Source organism: Bellilinea sp., assembly GCF_034432615.1.
In the GTDB taxonomy this organism is placed as follows: domain Bacteria; phylum Chloroflexota; class Anaerolineae; order Anaerolineales; family Anaerolineaceae; genus Bellilinea.
On the sequence record NZ_DAOUBL010000351.1, the window covers coordinates 1 to 2541 of the forward strand.

Below are 2541 nucleotides of genomic sequence, written 5' to 3' on the forward strand. Positions count from 1 at the left end.
GATAGCGGGGTGTATTTTCGGGCTACCGCCAGCCGTGAACACCGCCTGATGCAGCTGGACGGTCAGCCGGCAGCCGAACAAATTTTCAGCATTCTTGGTTATAGCCCTGCCGAGTGGAGAAAGCCGCCTTTTCAAGAATTGCTGCGGCTTTTCCCGCTGGCTTACCATGAAACGGGGCAGAGCGAAGCCGTACTGGCTGCTCCCGTGGGGGTGGAAGAGGATGGCTCTCTGCGAATGAATTTAGCCATCCCTGAAGGCAGTACCTTGCGGCTGATGGTTGGCAATCCTTCTGCCTGTTTGCAATCCTTGAAAACCGCCATTCAGACCGCCAAAGGAATGGCAGGCGGCGGCTCGGCTGGTGGTGTGGGGATGATTTTGGTGGATGTCAGCTGGTTTGAGCTATTCCGCACTCAACCGGCAAAGTTGAGCGGTGCAATCGAGGAAGCAGCGGCTGAAATGCCCTGGATAGGCGTGGCAACCCTGGGGCATATCTGGCGGGGGAGTGAAGTTTCTGCGCCCCTGGCAGGAAATTCGGGTGCATTGGCGGTCGTTTTCAAGGGGGAATCGTAGCGATTTCTTAATCTGAAGAATTTTTCAGAAATCATCTCGACTCAGGAACCTTTTTGATCGTTCAGCGTCTTTATATTTAACCTATTGTTTCGTGTAGCACCTTTTGCTATACTGATTTTGTAACTTTTTTTACTTGATCCAGGAGGGATCGAACCATGAACAACTCACTCACTCTTAAGTCAGGCTGGTCTGTATTGCGTGTGATGATGACACTGATGGTCATCAGTGTATTGACGCTGGCCCTGCCGCTGACGACGGCTCAGGCCTATTCCGGTTATCCGACCTTTGACATAACGGAAGTAAAGAAGGATCAATCGGTCACCATTCAGATCAAAAATCTGCCTCCCAACCAGACCTTTACGGTGCGGATGAACAAAATGGGCACCAAGGGGGTGGGCGGTGAGGTAGCCGGCACCTTTAACTCCGAAAGCGGCGGCAGCAAAAAGCTGACTTTTGATATTCCCGCTTCCCTCAAGGGGTTGAAACTGATTGCGATTCGCATTGAAAGTCCGGCCGGTTACTTTGCTTATAACTGGTTCACCAACGACCCGGCCGGCGCGGATACCGGCACACCCTCCAAGCCCTATACCGGCATCCCAACGGTTGACATTGTTTCGGTCACCAAAGATGACGAAGTGAAGGTCAAGACCAACAACTTCCCGGCGGGTAAAACTTTTACGGTGCGGATGGGTGAGTACGGCACCAAAGGTGTTAACGGCACGGTGGTCGGCAGCCTCGATTCTGGCAGCGGCGGCAAGCTGGAAGCCACTTTCAAAATCCCGGCGGGGTTGAAAGGGAAGGATCGCATTGCAATCCGCCTGGAAGCCAGCGGCGGCTACTTTGCCTACAACTGGTTCTACAACAGCACGGGCAGCGGCGTAACACCACCCCCCAGCGGCACACCTGCTCCCACGCCCATCCCGGGGTACAGCGGTATTCCGACTTTCAGCATCAAGGCCGTGATTCGCGACAGTAAGGTGACGATAAGCGCTAAAAACTTCCCGCCCGACCAGACCTTTACGGTGCGCATGGGCGCTTACGGCACCAAAGGTGTTGGCGGCGTGGTGGTAGGCAGCAAGGATACCGGCAGCGGCGGCAGTTTTGAAGCTACCTTTGATATTCCCGAAAGCCTGAAGGGCAGCCAGCGGATTGCCATCCGCATGGACAGCTCGCAGGGGTTCTATGCCTTCAACTGGTTCTGGAACAATACCTACCCCTAAAAAATAAATATCCTCAAATCCGCCCCTTGCACCGGTCGCAGGGGGCGGATGTTCCATTTACCGCAAAATTGCATCTGCCATGCGAGCAGCCCGCACAATGGGCTGCACATCATGCACGCGCAAGATGTCCGCACCGCGCTGAATGCCAATCACACAGGCTGCCAGCGTTCCTTCCAGACGTTGGTCGGGGGGCAGGTTGAGGGTGTAGCCAATAAAGGATTTGCGTGATACGCCCAACAGCAGCGGAAAGCCCAGCTGCTTGAATTCGTCCAGCCGGCGTAAAATTTCCAGATTTTGTTCAACGGTTTTGCCGAAGCCAATACCGGGGTCCAGGATGATTTGTTCATCGGCAACGCCGCCCTGGCGGGCAAGATGGACGCTTTCCATCAGTTCCCGACGAATATCCTCTATCAGGTTGTCATATTCCATTCCAACATACCGCCCGCCCAGGCGCTCTTGCAATTGGGCATTGGAAGGCTTGCTGCGGTTGTGCATCAAAATCAGGCCGGCTTTGAAGCGCGCTGCCACCTCAGCCATACGCGGGTCGGCGCGCAGGCCCCAAACATTGTTGATCCAGTGGGCGCCTGCCCGCAGGGCTGCCTCGGCAACTTCGGCCTTGTAGGTGTCCACTGAAAGAATGACATCCAGTTCCAGGCCGGCGAGCATCTCAATTACCGGCAGGACACGGCTCATTTCCTCTTCCATGCTGACGGGTTGGGCGCCGGGGCGGGTGCTTTCTCCGCCAATATCC

At 55.3% G+C, this 2541-nt stretch carries 3 protein-coding genes; 2 read left to right on the top strand and 1 reads right to left on the bottom strand.

Annotation, left to right across the window (positions count from 1 at the left end; all coding sequences use genetic code 11):
* Together VAE48_RS15875 and VAE48_RS15880 are read left to right on the top strand one after the other, a co-directional pair.
* A partial coding sequence (locus VAE48_RS15875; RefSeq protein WP_322794315.1) for an FIST C-terminal domain-containing protein occupies positions 1-570 on the top strand: 570 nt, incomplete at its 5' end.
* A 155-nt stretch (positions 571-725) separates the two neighbouring features.
* Positions 726-1790: a hypothetical protein gene (locus VAE48_RS15880; protein ID WP_322794316.1), complete on the top strand. Its 1065-nt coding sequence runs from the start codon at positions 726-728 to the stop codon at positions 1788-1790.
* A gap of 57 nt (positions 1791-1847) precedes the next feature.
* Here the strand turns inward: VAE48_RS15880 and folP are convergent.
* On the bottom strand, positions 1848-2541 hold a 694-nt coding region (gene folP / locus VAE48_RS15885; RefSeq protein ID WP_322794317.1), incomplete at its 5' end, for a dihydropteroate synthase.

Excerpts from the sequence above, each read along its gene's own strand:
- VAE48_RS15880 (WP_322794316.1), top strand. The coding sequence starts at position 726 with ATGAACAACTCACTCACTCTTAAGTCAGGCTGGTCTGTATTGCGTGTG.